The sequence below is a fragment of the Acinetobacter sp. SwsAc4 genome, assembly GCF_013391535.1.
Classification (GTDB): domain Bacteria; phylum Pseudomonadota; class Gammaproteobacteria; order Pseudomonadales; family Moraxellaceae; genus Acinetobacter.
This window is the reverse complement of the sequence record NZ_JACAXC010000016.1, coordinates 31,395-45,698: the sequence shown is the minus strand read 5'-3', so window position 1 is coordinate 45,698 and position 14,304 is coordinate 31,395. Positions and strand designations below refer to the sequence as shown.

General features: G+C 38.8%; 15 protein-coding genes. 9 read left to right on the top strand and 6 right to left on the bottom strand.

Going from position 1 to position 14,304, the window contains the following annotated elements:
- Positions 1-56 precede the first annotated feature (56 nt).
- The 3 genes from miaA to tsaE are packed head-to-tail and all read right to left on the bottom strand — an operon-like array spanning position 57 to position 3,414.
- Positions 57-1,001: a tRNA (adenosine(37)-N6)-dimethylallyltransferase MiaA gene (gene miaA, locus HYG88_RS09280; protein WP_005160900.1), complete on the bottom strand. Its 945-nt coding sequence runs from the start codon at positions 999-1,001 to the stop codon at positions 57-59.
- Between the two features lie 6 nt (positions 1,002-1,007).
- Positions 1,008-2,948 carry a DNA mismatch repair endonuclease MutL gene (gene mutL, locus HYG88_RS09275; protein WP_005160903.1) on the bottom strand — a complete coding sequence of 647 codons (1,941 nt, stop codon included), beginning with the start codon at positions 2,946-2,948 and terminating at the stop codon, positions 1,008-1,010.
- Complete coding sequence (tsaE, locus tag HYG88_RS09270; RefSeq protein ID WP_005160906.1) at positions 2,938-3,414, bottom strand: tRNA (adenosine(37)-N6)-threonylcarbamoyltransferase complex ATPase subunit type 1 TsaE; 477 nt, start codon at positions 3,412-3,414, stop codon at positions 2,938-2,940. Before tsaE ends, mutL begins: the two co-directional genes overlap by 11 nt.
- A gap of 128 nt (positions 3,415-3,542) precedes the next feature.
- Here tsaE and HYG88_RS09265 point away from each other — a divergent pair, with 128 nt between their 5' ends.
- The 4 genes from HYG88_RS09265 to HYG88_RS09250 all read left to right on the top strand — a co-directional run bounded on the left by HYG88_RS09265 (position 3,543) and on the right by HYG88_RS09250 (position 5,795).
- Positions 3,543-3,899 carry a hypothetical protein gene (locus tag HYG88_RS09265; RefSeq protein ID WP_005160908.1) on the top strand — a complete coding sequence of 119 codons (357 nt, stop codon included), beginning with the start codon at positions 3,543-3,545 and terminating at the stop codon, positions 3,897-3,899.
- Between the two features lie 18 nt (positions 3,900-3,917).
- Entirely contained in the window at positions 3,918-4,829 is a 912-nt protein-coding gene (locus HYG88_RS09260) for a pseudouridine synthase (RefSeq protein ID WP_005160913.1), read from the top strand.
- 109 nt (positions 4,830-4,938) lie between these two features.
- Positions 4,939-5,253: a type II toxin-antitoxin system RelB/DinJ family antitoxin gene (locus HYG88_RS09255; RefSeq protein ID WP_005160916.1), complete on the top strand. Its 315-nt coding sequence runs from the start codon at positions 4,939-4,941 to the stop codon at positions 5,251-5,253.
- Between the two features lie 98 nt (positions 5,254-5,351).
- Positions 5,352-5,795, top strand: a complete 444-nt coding sequence (locus HYG88_RS09250; protein ID WP_005160920.1) for a GNAT family N-acetyltransferase — start codon at positions 5,352-5,354, stop codon at positions 5,793-5,795.
- On the opposite strand, the gene HYG88_RS09245 is transcribed toward HYG88_RS09250, so the two are convergent.
- On the bottom strand, positions 5,796-6,512 hold the full coding sequence (locus HYG88_RS09245) for a pseudouridine synthase (protein ID WP_005160922.1): 717 nt from the start codon (positions 6,510-6,512) through the stop codon (positions 5,796-5,798). It lies immediately after the preceding gene.
- A gap of 246 nt (positions 6,513-6,758) precedes the next feature.
- Between HYG88_RS09245 and HYG88_RS09240 the strand changes: the two genes are divergently transcribed.
- Together HYG88_RS09240 and HYG88_RS09235 are read left to right on the top strand one after the other, a co-directional pair.
- Positions 6,759-7,262, top strand: a complete 504-nt coding sequence (locus HYG88_RS09240) for a glycine zipper domain-containing protein (RefSeq protein WP_005160925.1) — start codon at positions 6,759-6,761, stop codon at positions 7,260-7,262.
- Between the two features lie 156 nt (positions 7,263-7,418).
- Positions 7,419-8,420 carry an LLM class flavin-dependent oxidoreductase gene (locus tag HYG88_RS09235; RefSeq protein ID WP_005160926.1) on the top strand — a complete coding sequence of 334 codons (1,002 nt, stop codon included), beginning with the start codon at positions 7,419-7,421 and terminating at the stop codon, positions 8,418-8,420.
- A gap of 64 nt (positions 8,421-8,484) precedes the next feature.
- Here the strand turns inward: HYG88_RS09235 and HYG88_RS09230 are convergent, their stop codons facing one another.
- Complete coding sequence (locus HYG88_RS09230; protein WP_034602717.1) at positions 8,485-8,685, bottom strand: hypothetical protein; 201 nt, start codon at positions 8,683-8,685, stop codon at positions 8,485-8,487.
- Positions 8,686-8,748: 63 nt separating this feature from the next.
- A complete protein-coding gene (locus HYG88_RS09225; protein WP_004661375.1) occupies positions 8,749-9,585 on the bottom strand; it encodes a pyruvate, water dikinase regulatory protein in 837 nt (278 codons plus the stop codon).
- Between the two features lie 158 nt (positions 9,586-9,743).
- Between HYG88_RS09225 and ppsA the strand changes: the two genes are divergently transcribed.
- From ppsA to cyoA, 3 genes are all read left to right on the top strand, one after another.
- The gene (gene ppsA, locus HYG88_RS09220; protein ID WP_004661374.1) at positions 9,744-12,122 is read left to right on the top strand and encodes a phosphoenolpyruvate synthase; all 2,379 of its coding nucleotides are present in this window, start codon (positions 9,744-9,746) and stop codon (positions 12,120-12,122) included.
- Positions 12,123-12,187: 65 nt separating this feature from the next.
- Positions 12,188-12,949, top strand: coding sequence for an RDD family protein (locus tag HYG88_RS09215; RefSeq protein ID WP_005160930.1), 762 nt, complete (start codon positions 12,188-12,190; stop codon positions 12,947-12,949).
- A 300-nt stretch (positions 12,950-13,249) separates the two neighbouring features.
- Positions 13,250-14,302 (top strand): ubiquinol oxidase subunit II, encoded by a 1,053-nt coding sequence (gene cyoA, locus HYG88_RS09210; protein WP_005160931.1) that lies wholly within the window; start codon positions 13,250-13,252, stop codon positions 14,300-14,302.
- Positions 14,303-14,304 lie beyond the last annotated feature (2 nt).

Below are 14,304 nucleotides of genomic sequence, written 5' to 3'. Positions count from 1 at the left end.
AAACTATCTTTATTTTTCAACTAAAAATTATAAAAAGACAGCCTGCGAATTTTGCTTTATCCAAAGAAGTTTCGCAAGTCTTCTTTCGCCTGCTTTATCGTCACGTAAGTTTTAAAATCGTGTGTTTCTTGCAAAGAACGTAACCAAGTGTATTGACGTTTGGCAAGTTGCCGTGTCGCAAATAATGCTTTATTCTCCATTTCTACTTTATTTTTGAGACTTAGGTCACTTTTTAATAAAAAATCTAAAGCTTGACGATAACCCACAGACCGCATGGATGGTAAATTATCACTTAAATCGTATTTTTCAATTAATTCCTCTACTTCATTTAAAAATCCAATACTCCACATTTTGCTTAAACGTTGCTCAATACGTTGATGTAATTCTACCCGATCTGGCATCAATGCGTAATTATGAAATTTGTAACGATAGGGTTGATTTTTAGGCTGCTCTGCCTGTAGTTTTGTTATTGGTTCACCTGTAATTCGGTAAACTTCTAATGCCCTAATAATTCTTTGTTTATCTGAAACTTTGAACTTTTGTCCAGCAATTGGATCAACAGAAACCAATTCATCATAAACAGACTGCCAGCCTTCAAGATCAGCTTTAGCGAGAATTGCATCACGAATACTTTGATCCGCATTCGGTAGATTATCAGCTAATCCTTCAAGTAGTGATTTAAAATATAGCATTGTGCCGCCCACTAAAATTGGTGTTTTGCCACGCGAATGCATGTCATCAATTAATGGGCAAACATCTTCAACAAATTGTGCTGCTGAGTATACATCCAATGGCGTAATAATATCGATTAAGTGATGCGGGTATTGTTGTTGCTCTTCTTTTGTGGGTTTAGCAGTCCCAATATCCATATCTTTATAAACTAAAGCTGAATCCACAGAAATCAATTCGAAATTACCGCGTTCATAGAGTTCGCATGCCAATGCTGTTTTACCACTTGCGGTAGGCCCCATTAAATTGATGACGGGCAATTGATTTGACATGTAAAACTACTCTCCTCGAGCAAATAATTTATCTAATTGATGTAATGGAAATGCGCGCCAAGTTGGACGCCCATGATTACATTGACTGGCAAATTCAGTTTGTTCCATTTGGCGTAATAAAGCATTCATTTCAGAAAGACTGAGTTGTCGATGTGCTCTTACAGCCCCATGACACGCCATACCAGCAAGAAGCTCATCACGTTTTTGTAATAGGCCTCTGGCTTCATCATTCGGGTCAAGATCATTTAATAATTCTGGAATTAAATTACTAAAGTCAGCTTTATGCAAAATAGCAGGCACACCACGCACAATCACTTGATCATCGCCGTATTGATCAATTTCCAACCCCAAACGTTCTAATTGTGGCTGTAAATCTTCAACGCGAGTCGCTTGCATACGAGTAATGGAAACAACTTTAGGAATCAGCAGTTGTTGCGAAGTCCAAAATTCAGGTTTATCCCATGCTGACTTCATCTGCTGCAACAAGATACGTTCATGTGCCGCATGCATATCCACAATGATCAGGCCTTCAGTATTTTGCGCCAAAATATAGATGCCATGCAGTTGTGCGATTGCAATCCCCAAAGGAAACTCATCTACACGTGATGGACCAGGATTATTTCCATCTTCTGTTTCTTCACGTAAAGGCGCTAAATAGCTTTTGAGTGCATTATTTAACTGTGCAGAGCCATTATAACGTGCTTCTTGAGTTGTTGAATTGTACTGTACTGCCTGTGGGCGGCTTTGATTAAACTCAGTGAGTAAATCTGTCGCAACAACAACCTGCTGATTGGGTTGTCGTTCAGGCTCAGCTACTGCTCGATGTAAATTGAATTGTTCTTGGTATTTTGGCTGAGGCTGATAATTAAAATTTTCTGCCTCAGCTTCATCTGTTTTCATCGCTTGTGCTAAATCAGCAGTTGCGGTTTGAAATTGAGACAAGGTTGCTTTGGCATAATGCCGTACAAACTCATGTACTTCACGCTGGTTCAAAAAACGAATTTCATGTTTGGTTGGATGTACATTCACATCGATATTTTCAGGATCAACTTCTAAAAACAATAAATAAGAGGAATGTTGATGACCATGCAAAATTCCTTCATAGGCCATACGTAACGCATGCGAAATGGTTTTGTCTTTGACAATACGACCATTCACATACACATATTGCATGTCAGCCTGTGCTCGTGCGTCGGAAGGATGTCCTAACCAGCCTGACAAACGCATATTGATACTTTCAGCATCGATCCAATAGGCATTTTGAATAAACTGTTGACCTAACAACTGCTGGACACGCTGATAACGTAATTCACCACTATCAGCAATCGGCAAATTTAAACGAATATTATCATTATGTTCGAGTACAAAACGAATTTCAAAATGAGTCAAAGCCAAACGACGGACTATTTCTTCAATATGACCAAATTCTGTACTTGGTTTTTTTAAAAACTTTCGGCGCGCTGGCACATTGAAAAATAAATCTTGTACACGAATATGTGTACCTTTTTGTGCTGCAACAGCCTGTATTTGTTGATGATCAAATGCTGTTCCATTCACTTCAACCTGATAACCCACGCCTTGTTCATCTTGACTACTGGTCAACGTCAAACGTGATACTGCAGCAATCGAAGCTAATGCTTCTCCACGAAAGCCTAAACTAACAATTGCATGCAAGTCTTCCGATGTTTTAATTTTACTTGTCGCATGCCGCATCACCGCCAATGGTAAATCTTCAGGATGAATTCCATGGCCATTATCAATGATTTCAATCAGGGTCGAACCACCTTGCGCTACCCGAATAATAAGTTCGGTTGCGCCAGCATCGATTGCATTTTCTAATAATTCTTTAACAACTGATGATGGACGTTCAATCACCTCACCCGCAGCAATCTGGTTGGCTAAGGCAGCATCAAGGGTATGAATACGACGAGTTGAATCATGCGCCATTCAATTGTTCCTGCAAAGTTTGAGATAAAGATTCGGATTCAGTGGTTAGCGTGACAAAACGAGTTAACTCATCATCTGATTTTTGTATATCAATAACAACATCAGCCTGTGGAATTTCATCACCACCTTTTGATGGCCATTCAAATAAAAATAACCCATTTGGTGTTTCAAGATAATCTCTAATACCCATTAACTCTAATTCATATGGATCATCTAATCGGTATAAATCAAAATGGAAAACTTCTTGACCATTGATGGTGTAAGGCTCAACCAATGTATATGTCGGGCTTTTTACTGAGCCTTGATGCCCCAAACTCTGAAGAAAGTAGCGTGTGAAAGTCGTTTTACCAGCACCAAGATCACCAATCAAATAAATAATGCCTGAACGAATCTGCTGAGATAAGACTTGTGCAAAACGTTGAGTGTCTTGTTCATGATTTAGGGTAAATTTCACTGAATACGACATGGCAAATAAAACAAAATTGGGATGGCAGCTATGATAACATTGCCCTGCTTTAAAGCCTAACTTGTTAATTAATAGCCCTATCAATTAATATACATTTAACATGCAACCTATTTTTAAAAGAGGAACTCATGACACCTAAAACTGTTTCAACAAAAGAAGAACTCAAGTCAGCTAAAGAACAAGGTATTACAGAGATCATTGTTACTGGCAAACTTGCTAATGACCTCAAAAAATCAAAGAAAATTGCCCTTGCTGGTACTGTAACAATTGGGATATTAACAGCAGCATTAGCTGCGACACCATTTACAGGTGGTATAACTGCTTTTGCTGCTGCACCAGTAGCGGCACTAACAGGAGTTGAAATTGTAGCTATTATTGCAGCTGCTTCAATTGGGCTTGCTCTCATTATTGCTGTTTACAAAGAATATGATGAGGTTTCCTATGAAAATGGAAAGTTAGTCCTCCGAAAGAAACAGAAAAATTAGTGCAACATTGTATTGAAGATGAAACTTAACAACAAAAATTTCTCCCCGCCTCTCATCAATGCTGTTAGTGCCAGTAAAGTCTTTTTACCTCAAAATATTTCGGCACCTACCATTTTTGAATATCTTTGCCAACACTTCTCGCATATTCAAGCCAGTGAATGGCAGCAGCGCTTTGCTGATCAGTTAATTTATGCGGCTGATGGTGACATCTTAAGCATAGAAAGTCACTATACGCCCAATAGCCATATTTTTTATTATCGTTTCTTAGCTCAAGAAACTCATGTGCCTTTTCAGCATGAGATTTTATACGAAAATGAACATTTACTCGTGGTTGATAAACCCCACTTTCTTACTATGACCCCAACTGGACAATATGTTCAGGAAACATTATTAGTACGTTTAAAAAAGCAAACTGGATATGAGGATCTGACCCCGATTCATCGACTGGATCGGGAAACGGCAGGCGTGGTTTTATTCAGCAAGAAACCTGAATCGCGCGGAATCTACCAACAACTTTTTGCAGATCGAAAAGTGCAAAAAATCTATCACGCGATTGCAGCTTATCGAGCTGAATTACATTTTCCACAAATATTACAGCTCCATTTAGAAAAAGGTCAGCCGTTTTACACGATGCAAATTAATTCTGAAAAACCTCAGAATTCTGAAACTTTGATAGCGCTTTTAGAACACAATCAACATTACGCAAAATATCAGCTTAAACCCAAGACGGGTAAACAACATCAATTGCGTGTGCACCTTAATTACTTAGGCATTCCAATTTTAAATGATCCGTTTTATCCAGTTGTCGCACATAAAGCCGATGATGACTTTGAACAACCGCTCCAGTTGTTAGCAAAAGAGATTTATTTTATCGATCCCGTTTTAAATCAAGAAATGCATTTCAATTCTAAATTTGAATTGATATTGTAAATACAATGTAATGACAAAATTGCTATTTTTTCACTTCAGAAATATTGAAATTACATTGCAATGGTTTAGAATACATGACGATAATTAAAAATATTTGGTCGTATTCTGTATGCGAAAAACAGAAGTTTATCAAGTTCGCCTTGATTCACAGGAAAAGAAACAAGCTTTTGCTGTTTTTAAGCAGCTAGGTATATCCCCTGCTCAAGCTGTTCGTCTTTTCTTTAAACAAGTTGTGTTGACGAAATCAATTCCTTTTGCGATTGAAAATCAAAACATTAATATGGAACAGTTGCTCAAGCTCCGTAAATCCAAAAATGCAGCAATAAATAATCCTTCAACTGCTATAGATTTGGACGTTGAAGACGATCATGAAGATCTATTTGAAGAATTGAATGCACTGTTAGGTGAAAGTGACAAAACTTAACAATGTTGCATTTATAAACAAGTTTTTATTTTTTAAGCTTAAATTTTTTCGTTATTCTGATAGTCCAAATAAAATTATAAATGCAAGGATGGACAGGAATGATTGTTAAACGAGCAACAAAAGAAGATCTTCACCAACTTGCTGTCTTGTTTGATGAATACCGTCAATTCTATGGTACATCATCCAATATTGAACAATCCTATCGATTTCTAAAACATCGTTTCGAAAATAAAGATAGTGTCATTTTCATTCACGTTAAAGATGATGTGCTCACAGGCTTTGTTTTACTGTACCTTGCTTTTTCATCTGTTTCTTGCGAAACCTATTATATTTTAGATGATGTTTATGTAACCCCATCTTATCGAAAACAAGGATCGGCTAAGCAATTAATTGACACCGCAATCCTTTTTGCTCGCCATGAAAATGCACAAAGAATTAGTCTCGAAACACAAAAAAATAATTATGAGTCTCGCCGTCTTTATGAACAAATGGGATTTATTCAAGATGATGAATTCAAGACCTTTCACTGTTTTTTAAAATAGTTACTCGATATCTAAAGCAATATTTTGACTCAATTGTTTTTGCGAAGATGTAAGATAAATCCATTCACCTTCTGGTAATTCAGGAAGCTCAAGTAATCCTATTTGTTGGCGATGTAAAAGCTCAACTTTATTTCCGACTGCGGCAAGCATACGTTTAACTTGATGGTAGACACCTTGATGAATTGTCATTGCCAATTGATGTGTGGAAAATAGTTGAAGATTGGTTGCGGCATAAATACCTTTTTCATTCCTTAGCTCAACTCCCTGTTCTAAAGCTATTAATTGCTCAGCTGAAATCGGATCGGCAGTCGTTACATGATAAACTTTTGGCACATGCTTACGCGGATTGGTTAAGGCTTGTAAATATTGACCATCATCAGTCAATAACAATAATCCTGTGGTATCTTGGTCTAGTCTTCCCACGCATTGAATACCCCGATGGATCAAAATTTCAGGCAGTAGGCTAAATACACTTTTATGATGCGTTGCCTGATGTGAACATTCATAGCCCTTCGGTTTATTTAAAACAATGTAGAGATGTTCTCGATATTGGTATTCTTCGCCAAATACTTGAAAACAAAGCTGATCCGTATTTATATTCTGTTTAGGGTTTTCACAAACTTGTCCTTCAATCTGCACAGAACCATTTTTAATTATCTGTTGGCAATACTTTCTTGAACCAAAGCCTTGCGATTGCAAAATTTTTTCCAACAGCATAACTATATCCTCATCTCAAACTCAGTCTATTGTACTCGATTCAGCTAGGCATCGTTGCTTACAGCTTACTCATTCTTATTTTTTATAATTTATTCACAATCTGTTCATTTGTAATAGAACATATACAAAACTCTTGCCAAACTCTCTCAATCATCCTATTGCGCTCCATATTTCCACTTAAAAGTCCTGTTACATTTGTCTCAAGCAAAAGAATACTGTCCAAAAGAATGGATAAGGAGTTTCACCATGAAATCGAATATGTGGTTATGTAGCGTCATCTTAGCAACCTCATCAATGATGACTGTTGCACATGCAGATAATACAGCACGTGTTGCAGCAACTTCAGCACTTGGTAGTATTGTTGGTACAGCAGTTGGTAAACAACTTGGCGGTAATACAGGTGCTATGATTGGTTCCGCAATTGGTGGTGCTGGTGGTGCAGCAGCATCAAGCAATAAACGTGATCGCACTGAAGCCGCCATTGGTGGTGGACTAGGTGGTGTTGGTGGTTACACCGTTGGACGTAATGTCGGTGGAACGAGTGGCGGCTATATTGGTGCTGGTTTGGGTGCAGCAGGTGGTGCGGCTTTAGGTCAAAAAGTTGGTCAAGATCGTGAAGAAGACCGCCGCTACGAAAATCGTCGTTCTTACGACGAGCGCCGTTACGACAACCGTCGTTCTTATGATGATCGTAGATACTATAAATCTCGTCATCATTACCGTCATGATAATGGCTATCACCGTGGTTGATATAAAGATTAATCATCAAATCCTAACACTTTCTCTTTTGGCGTCTTCGGGCGCTTTTTTTATTTTATCCAATGCGCAACAAATATCGACAATATTCGATATACAAAACCAAACTTATATCGTATTATTTCGATATATGATTTTGAGAGTTAAAAAATGAAGTCACTACAAGAAATCAAATTTTCAATTTTGGAGTTAGCTCCTGTCAGAGACGATAAAAGTATTGAATTTTCACTTCGTCATGCACTAGAAGTTGCTCAACACGCTGAAAAGCTTGGTTATGAACGTTTCTGGTTAGCTGAACATCACAATATGGATGGAATTGCGAGTTCCGCAACGGCAGTTTTACTAGGATTCATCGCAGCAAATACACACAAAATTCGCTTAGGTTCTGGTGGCATCATGTTACCTAATCATGCACCATTAGTTGTTGCAGAACAATTCGGGACTTTAGCAACACTTTATCCAAATCGTTTTGAACTTGGTTTGGGGCGTGCTCCAGGAACTGATCAAATGACGATGCGTGCATTACGACGCGGGCGTCAAGAAACTGAAGATCAATTTCCTCAGGATGTAATGGAAATTTTGCAATATTTTAAAGAGCCACAACCCAACCAAAAAATTATTGCCACCCCAGGTCAAGGCACTCATGTACCTGTCTGGTTGCTAGGTTCAAGTCTGTTTAGCGCACAGCTTGCTGCAAAGTTGGGACTTCCCTATTCTTTTGCATCACATTTCGCTCCACGCATGTTAGGTCAAGCAATCGAAATTTACCGTGAGAATTTTCAAGCATCTGAATATCTTGATAAACCTTATGTGTCAATGGGCGTACCAACAGTCGTTGCGGCAACTGATGAAGAAGCACAATATTTAGCTACCAGTTCTTATCAGCGTATTTTAAACCTGATTCGGGGGCACAGTCTAAAACTCAAACCGCCAACTGAATCAATACAAGGTCTGGCAAGCAGCGCTGAGCAACTCGCCATCCAGAATTTCTATGCAATGGCTCAAATTGGTTCACAGGAAACTGTCAAAACAGGACTGGAAAAAATTGCCGCGCAATATGATGTAGATGAGTTTATCTTCACCTGTGATATTTACGATACACAAAAACGTCTGGAAAACTTTAGCTTGCTCATGGAGCTAAAAAACCAGTAGGCAATCCTATTTTCGAATAAGCATTGCCTCGTTCCGCAATGCTTATTTCACCACGCCCATGTATTTATTGATAGGAGGTGTTTTTCTTGCCGTAACGTAGATACTTTCCTTGAGGTTTATAGTTTTTATCCAGCAACATAATATCAATATTATTCTTCAAGCTTTTGTCTGTACGGATGTCATCAAGTGTCTCATCCGAGCTTTCATGGTTTTTACAGTCAAAATCGACCTGAATGGCATCAAGCAGTGCTTTAGAGGTTCCCAATCTTATTTCTTCAAAATAAAAAAGCGTAGCCCATCCTCTACGCTTCTCATTTAAAGATACTATTTAGCCAATACGACGTTTTAAACCAGTCAACTGTAAAATACGCGTTGAAATTTCTTCAATCGACATTTCAGTGACGTTCAAATACTTAATACCTTCAGAAATATAAATACCCTCTATGGCACGTAATTCCATTTGGCACTGACTAAAACTTGCATAACGACTATTGGCTTTTCGTTCGCTACGAATAGCGACCAATCGCTCAGCATCAATCATTAGACCAAAGAGCTTATTTTTATGTGCTCGTAGCACAGCAGGTAGACGATTATCATCTAAATCTTCTTCAGTTAAAGGATAGTTCGCAACACGAATTCCAAACTGTAATGATAAATAAATCGAGGTTGGTGTTTTCCCAGATCGAGAAACGCCAACTAAAATCAAGTCAGCTTTATCATAATGACGAGTTCGAGCACCATCATCATTGTCTAATGCAAAATGTACTGCATCAATACGAGCCTTATAAGATTCAGAATCTGTTACAGCATGGGTCTGTCCAACTAAAGTTGTCGGTGGTGTCCCCAACTCTTGCTCAAGTTTACTAATCAATCCCTCGAAAACATCCAAATTTACGGCTTTAGCTGTATTAATAATTTCACGGACATGTGGGTCTACCAATGTGTCAAAAACAAGTGGTAAACATCCATCTCTTGATTGGCATCCATTGATGTCAACCACCACATTCATTGCAGCTTCTTCAGTGGTAATATAAGGCATAATATGAATATCAAAATCGACATTCGGAAATTGCGCAAGTAGTGAATGTCCAAGGGTTTCTGCGGTAATTGCAGTACCATCCGAAATAAAAAATACACTCCGTTTAATTTGTTTACTTTCGGGCATCAAAATTCTCCTTAAACATTTGTCTTAGTGCTCTATAATCTTTATAGTAAACTCATCTAACATGACTGTCGCTTAGTAAAATACTAAATCTAAGCACATTCGTATAATTTCATACCAATGATGGTCATTCATACTGCAAAAAAAGTGGAGTAAATACTTTGGAAGCGCGCGTAATCGGTCTGGAAAAATTAGGGAAACACGATGTCGAACTCGTAGGTGGGAAAAACTCATCTTTGGGTGAAATGATCAGCCATTTATCCAATGCTGGTGTATCGGTACCTGGTGGTTTTGCAACAACTGCAGCTGCCTATCGTGAGTTCTTGGATCAAAGCGGCTTAAATGCTCGAATTCAGGCTGAACTTGAGCAGCTAAATGTTGATGATGTAAACGCACTTATAGAGACAGGTGCTAAAATCCGTAAATGGATCGTTGATACTCCACTTACTGCTAATTTAGAACAAGAAATTCGTGACGCGTTTACAGCACTTTCAAACGGTAATCCAGACATCGCTGTTGCTGTACGTTCTTCTGCGACTGCAGAAGATTTACCTGATGCTTCTTTTGCAGGACAACAAGAAACTTTCTTAAACATTCGCGGAATTGATAACGTTCTTATCGCAATTAAAGAAGTTTTTGCTTCGCTTTATAATGACCGTGCCATCGCTTACCGTGTACACCAAGGTTTTGAACACAGTGTTGTTGCCCTATCTGCGGGTGTACAACGTATGGTTCGTTCAGAGACTGGTGCTGCAGGTGTAATGTTTACGCTTGACACAGAATCTGGTTTCCGTGATGTGGTATTTATTACTGCATCATACGGTCTGGGTGAAATGGTTGTTCAGGGAGCTGTTAACCCTGACGAATTCTATTTGTCAAAACCATTGTTAAATGCAGGTAAACACTCAGTTTTACGCCGCAATCTCGGTTCTAAACACCAAAAAATGATTTATGGTGAAGAAGGCGCTGCAGGTAAATCCGTTGTTGTGGTTGATGTAGAAAAACCAGAGCGTCAACAATTCGCATTAAATGATCATGAATTACATGAACTTGCTAAACAAGCATTGATTATTGAACAACATTACGGTTCGCCAATGGACATCGAATGGGCGAAAGATGGTGATGATGGTCAAATCTACATCGTTCAAGCACGTCCTGAAACTGTTAAAAGCCGTCAAAATGTCGGCACAATGGAACGTTACCTATTAAAACAACGTGGTACAGTTATTTGTGAAGGTCGTTCAATTGGTCAACGTATCGGTTCGGGCAAAGTTCGTGTCGTAACTTCGATTAAAGAAATGGATAAAGTACAAGACGGTGATGTACTTGTATCAGACATGACTGACCCAGATTGGGAGCCAGTCATGAAACGCGCCGCAGCGATTGTGACCAATCGTGGTGGCCGTACTTGTCACGCTGCAATCATTGCACGTGAGTTAGGTGTACCAGCAATCGTAGGTTGTGGTAATGCAACAGAAGTATTAACCGATGGTCAAGAAGTCACTGTTTCGTGTGCTGAAGGTGATACAGGCTTTATCTATGAAGGCGCATTAGATTTTGAGGTGCAACGTAACTCAATTCACTCAATGCCAAAACTTCCATTTAAGATTATGATGAATGTTGGTAATCCAGACCGTGCATTCGACTTTGCTCAAATTCCAAATGAAGGGATTGGTCTTGCACGTCTTGAATTCATCATTAACCGTATGATCGGTGTACATCCTAAAGCGCTTCTCAATATTGACAGCCTACCACGTGAAACGCGTGCTGCTGTAATGACACGTACATCAGGTTATTCTTCGCCAATCGAATTCTATGTAGAAAAATTAGTTGAAGGTATTTCAACACTTGCAGCTGCATTTGCGGAAAAACCAGTCATCGTTCGTATGTCTGACTTTAAGTCAAATGAATATGCAAACTTAATCGGCGGTAAATTATACGAGCCAGAAGAAGAAAACCCGATGTTGGGTTTCCGAGGTGCAAGTCGTTACGTATCTGACAACTTCCGTGACTGTTTTGAGCTTGAGTGCCGTGCTTTGAAGAAAGCCCGTGATGAAATGGGTTTAACCAATATTCAAATCATGATTCCATTCGTGCGTACAGTGTCTGAAGCAAAACGTGTGATTGAGTTGCTTGCTCAAAATGGTTTAAAACGTGGTGAAAATGGCCTCAAAATCATTATGATGTGTGAGCTTCCAACCAATGCTTTATTGGCTGAACAGTTCCTTGAACATTTTGATGGTTTCTCAATTGGTTCAAATGACTTAACACAATTAACACTTGGTCTTGACCGTGATTCTGGTATCGTATCTCACTTATTTGATGAGCGTGATCCAGCGGTTAAAGCCCTTCTTTCTATGGCAATTCATGCATGCCGTAAAGCAGGAAAATACGTTGGTATTTGTGGTCAAGGTCCTTCAGACCACCCTGACCTTGCTAAATGGCTCATGGAACAAGGTATTGAATCTGTGTCACTTAACCCTGACTCAGTGCTTGATACTTGGTTCTTCCTTGCTGAAGAACAAATCAAGAAAGCCTAGTCTTTTAAAAAAAAGACCCTTTCGTAGGGTCTTTTTTCATCTTTAGTCATTGAGAATTTTTAATTATGCAAATTTACTTGGCTCGTAATAACCAACAAGCTGGACCTTATAGTTTAGACCAATTGAACCAAATGCTGTCTAGCCAACAAGTATTACTTACAGACTTGGTTTGGCACGAAGGTATGAGTGAATGGAAAACTCTTGGCGAACTCACTCAAGGAAAACTTGTCTACGAACCTGTAGGTTATTCATCATTCAATCATCAAATTAACAATCAAACTGAGCAGTCAACTTTTAAAATTAAAGTTGAACAAAAAACATTTGAACTCGCCTCATTTCATTCTCGTGCACTCGCTAAGGTGATTGACTTAACTCTTTGGCTTCCGATGGCTGCTATACCATCTTTTTTCTTTAACGAAAGCCAGTACACAGAATTATTTAAAATTCAAAAGCAATTACAAGCAAGCCAAGTCGCTTCAAGTGAAGCAGTTGAGTTGCAACATCAACTTATGCAGCTTATTCCAAATGAAGCATGGATGAGTATTTTTGTTTATTTGATCCTAATGCTGATGCTGCAAGCTTTTTTAATTGCGAAGTCTGGACAAAGCATTGGTAAAAAAACAACCAAAATTAAAATCGTAGATGCTGAAACACATACGGCAGTCAATACGATTAGAGCTTTTTGGTTGAGAAGTGCTTTATTTATCATTCTGAATTTATTGTTTATGCCATTTATTACCATTATCGACTATGCTTTCTTTGCATTTAATAAAAATCGCCAAACTTTGCACGATAAATTGGCAAAAACTAAGGTCGTAAAGCAATAATTTTTAATTAACTAAGCAAAAGAGGATTTATTCCTCTTTTTTGCTCTATAAAATTGATATTTATAGAAAAAATACACATTTCAACAACAATTCCTACAAAATAAATCGAGTTTTAAAACAAGTATTTCAGACTACTTTATCAGTAGCTTAGTTTTTCAATATGAGGCATAATGCCCTACAACGTAGCGGTGTCGCATGATTGCCAAGCAATTCACAAAAAATTCTTATCAATCATGCGACACTTTAATCGCTATCCCATAATTTAATTTAGGGAATGGGACTCTTCACCGAGGTTGTAAAATGAGACAAACGATTTTAGCTGTATTGTCTTTATCAACGATGGCTGCGCTCTTGACAGGGTGTGGCGGTGATATGGTACTTCTAAACTCAAAAGGACCAGTCGGTCAAGGCCAAAGTAGCCTGATGATGACCGCTGTCTATTTAATGCTGTTGGTGGTGATTCCATCAATTATCATGGCATTATGGTTTGGTTGGAAATATCGCGCATCGAATAAAGATGCAGACTATAAACCTACTTGGGCACACTCTACGACAATTGAGATTGTTGTTTGGGGTGTACCTGTCATTATTATCGGTATTTTAGCTTGGTTGGCTTGGTGGGGTTCCCACAAGTACGACCCTTACCGCCCGTTAGAATCAGACAAAGCACCTTTAACAATTCAAGCCATCGCTGAGCAGTTTAAATGGGTCTTTATCTATCCTGAGCAAGAAATTGCAACGGTAAACGAAATACGCTTCCCAGAAAAAATACCTGTCAATTTTAAGATTACTTCTAACTTCACAATGAACTCATTCTTCATTCCACAGTTAGGTGGTCAAGTCTATGCCATGGCAGGCATGCAAACCCAGTTGAACTTACTGGCAAATGATCCTGGTGTATTCCGAGGTATTTCAGCAAACTATTCAGGCTACGGTTTCTCTCAAATGCGTTTCAAGGCGCATAGTGTCACCGAGTCAGAATTTGCACAATGGGTAGAAGCTGTTAAAGCGGGTAATGGTACAAGTATCAATCCTGAAGCCATTCAAAAAGGTACGCTTGATCAAGCTGAGTTCGCAACGCTTAAAGATGGTGATCGTTCTAAACACCAGATCGAACACTTAATTGATCGTGCCAAGGCTGCTGGTGATGCAGAAGCGCTTGCCAAAGCTGAAGCGATGAAACCGTTCCCAACCAAGCCTCACCCTGTGACCTATTACTCTTCAGTTGAGCCGAAATTGTTTGAAACAATCATCAACCATTACATGAGTAATTTTCACGGCGCTGACCACTCTGCTGGACATGCGACAGCAGAAACTCATGTTGCAGCAGAACATGCTGCTCGAGGGGAATAAGA

Bases quoted from the DNA above. Each gene is read 5' to 3' on its own strand.
- cyoA (WP_005160931.1), top strand. From the start codon at position 13,250: ATGAGACAAACGATTTTAGCTGTATTGTCTTTATCAACGATGGCTGCG.
- HYG88_RS09255 (WP_005160916.1), top strand. From the start codon at position 4,939: ATGCGAAAAACAGAAGTTTATCAAGTTCGCCTTGATTCACAGGAAAAG.
- HYG88_RS09265 (WP_005160908.1), top strand. From the start codon at position 3,543: ATGACACCTAAAACTGTTTCAACAAAAGAAGAACTCAAGTCAGCTAAA.
- HYG88_RS09245 (WP_005160922.1), bottom strand. From the start codon at position 6,512: ATGCTGTTGGAAAAAATTTTGCAATCGCAAGGCTTTGGTTCAAGAAAG.
- HYG88_RS09215 (WP_005160930.1), top strand. From the start codon at position 12,188: ATGCAAATTTACTTGGCTCGTAATAACCAACAAGCTGGACCTTATAGT.
- HYG88_RS09240 (WP_005160925.1), top strand. From the start codon at position 6,759: ATGAAATCGAATATGTGGTTATGTAGCGTCATCTTAGCAACCTCATCA.
- HYG88_RS09250 (WP_005160920.1), top strand. From the start codon at position 5,352: ATGATTGTTAAACGAGCAACAAAAGAAGATCTTCACCAACTTGCTGTC.
- HYG88_RS09225 (WP_004661375.1), bottom strand. From the start codon at position 9,585: ATGCCCGAAAGTAAACAAATTAAACGGAGTGTATTTTTTATTTCGGAT.
- miaA (WP_005160900.1), bottom strand. From the start codon at position 1,001: ATGTCAAATCAATTGCCCGTCATCAATTTAATGGGGCCTACCGCAAGT.
- HYG88_RS09260 (WP_005160913.1), top strand. From the start codon at position 3,918: ATGAAACTTAACAACAAAAATTTCTCCCCGCCTCTCATCAATGCTGTT.
- mutL (WP_005160903.1), bottom strand. From the start codon at position 2,948: ATGGCGCATGATTCAACTCGTCGTATTCATACCCTTGATGCTGCCTTA.
- HYG88_RS09235 (WP_005160926.1), top strand. From the start codon at position 7,419: ATGAAGTCACTACAAGAAATCAAATTTTCAATTTTGGAGTTAGCTCCT.
- tsaE (WP_005160906.1), bottom strand. From the start codon at position 3,414: ATGTCGTATTCAGTGAAATTTACCCTAAATCATGAACAAGACACTCAA.